This window comes from Bradyrhizobium sp. (assembly GCF_049798375.1).
Classification (GTDB): domain Bacteria; phylum Pseudomonadota; class Alphaproteobacteria; order Rhizobiales; family Xanthobacteraceae; genus Bradyrhizobium.
In genome coordinates, this window is sequence record NZ_JBARGP010000484.1 from 1 (window position 1) to 1,922 (window position 1,922).

Annotated in this window: 2 protein-coding genes; both read right to left on the reverse strand. The window is 67.0% G+C overall.

Annotated features, from left to right (window positions below; translation table 11 throughout):
- Positions 1–229, reverse strand: a 229-nt coding sequence (locus WA702_RS19905) for a zf-HC2 domain-containing protein (RefSeq protein ID WP_425112257.1), incomplete at its 3' end; no start/stop codon positions are given.
- Between the two features lie 305 nt (positions 230–534).
- On the reverse strand, positions 535–1,922 hold a 1,388-nt coding region (locus WA702_RS19910), incomplete at its 5' end, for a methyl-accepting chemotaxis protein (protein WP_425112258.1).

Below are 1,922 nucleotides of genomic sequence, written 5' to 3' on the forward strand. Positions count from 1 at the left end.
GGCTGCGATCGACCTCCGCCATGATCGCGGCGAAGGCCCCCGGCGGGTCGGGCGGCGCCTTCGCGTCGGCCAGCCCCGCACTGGCAAGCAGTTCCATCCGGCCGACGAAGCGCTGGCAGCGCGCGCAGCCGCCGACATGGACCGCGATGACCAGGTGCTCGGCCTCCGACAGCGCGCCGGCCGCGTAGTGCGCGAGCATGTCTTCCGGCGGGTGATGGCTGATCGTCATAGCTGAGGTCGTACAGCGTCTCTCTGGCGTCCGTAAGGACGTTTTGCGGCAATTGATATAGGAAGTTTAGACGGAAGATGGTAGCCGCCAGGCCGTTACGGCCGGGCTCATTCGACCGCGTCTAGCGCGTAGGGTGGGCGAAGCGAAGCGTGCCCACCGTTCAAGATCATGGTCGACATGGTGGGCACGGTGCGGCTTCGCCTGCGTGTGTCTCGGGCTGCCGTGGACGCGCGTTTGCCCACCCTACAAGTCTGCCATTTGGGCGCGCGCTCTGTTCCCATCACGCGCGGATCGGCGCCAACAAACTATCCCGCCTTGCGCAGGTCATCGCCTTGCGGGCTTGCGCGCAGGTTCTGGAAGAACCTCTCCACCTCGCGGGCGAGGGTCTGCGCCGTGGCGCTGAGGTCGCCGGAGGCCGACAGCACGGAGGCTGCCGCCGTCGAAGTCTCGTCGATCGTATTGCGCAGCGAGCCGATGTTGCTGACCAGGGTCTGGTTGCCATGCGCGGTAGACTGCGCATTGACCGAGATCTCGCGGGTGGCGGCGTCCTGCTGACCGATCGCGCTGGCGATCGCGCCGGTGATCTCGTTGATGCCCTTCACGGCATTGCCGATCTCGCGCACAGCGTCGACCGCGGTCTTGGTCGAGGACTGGATCAGGCCGACATTCTGCCCGATCTCCTCGGTGGCTTTCGCGGTCTGGCCCGCCAGCGCCTTCACCTCATGGGCGACCACGGCAAAGCCGCGGCCGGCATCGCCGGCGCGTGCCGCCTCGATGGTCGCGTTCAGCGCCAGCAGGTTGGTCTGCTCGGCGATGGTCTGGATCAAGGTCAGCACGCCGTCGATGCGCTGGGTGGCGGCGGCGAGCCCTTCGATTTCAGCGATCGAGCGCTCCGTGCGCAGGCCGGTCTGTTCGACGGCGCCGGCCGACTGGCGGATCTGGCGGCCGATTTCCTCGACCGAGGCTGACAGCTCCTCGGCGGCACTTGCGACTGCCGAGACGTTGCTGGAGGCCTGGGTGGTGGCGCCGTCGGCGGCCATCGCGCGCTGGCCCGCGTCTGATGTCAGCCGGTTGATGGTCTCCGCCGTCGTGCGCATCGCCGATGCATTCTCGGTCACGGCTTGCATCACCGAGCCGATCGCCTGCCGGAATTCTTCGACCGCAGTCTCGATGTGACGGGCGCGGGCGTCGCGGATGCGGGATTCCTCCGACACCTGCGACGACAGATCGCGATTATGCGCCATCGCTTCCTGGAATACGCAGATCGCGCGTGCCAGCTCGCCGATCTCGTCGGCGCGCTCTGCGTGCGGAATGGTGACATCCTCGACCCCGGCTGCCACCTTGCGGATGATCGTGGTGATCAGCGTCAGCGGCCGTGCGATCTCGCGGGCGATGATGACGACGCCGATGGCGACGAACAGCAGGGCGAGTGCGCCGAGGCCGGTCAGCACCAGCGATAGGCGTTGGTTGGCTTCGGTGTCGGCCGAAATGCGGCGGCCGCGCTCGGTATAGACCCGGGACAGCTGATCGAGATCCTTGTTGAGCGCCGAGCGCACCGAGCGGTTCGCATCGTTGTCGCCCCATTCGCGGCCTGCGGCTGGGCTGATCTCATTGGCGCGGCGCACGAGCTCGGCGCGGAATTCGACAAACTGATTGATGCGCTTCTTGAAAACGGCGAACTGCTCGGCATCGT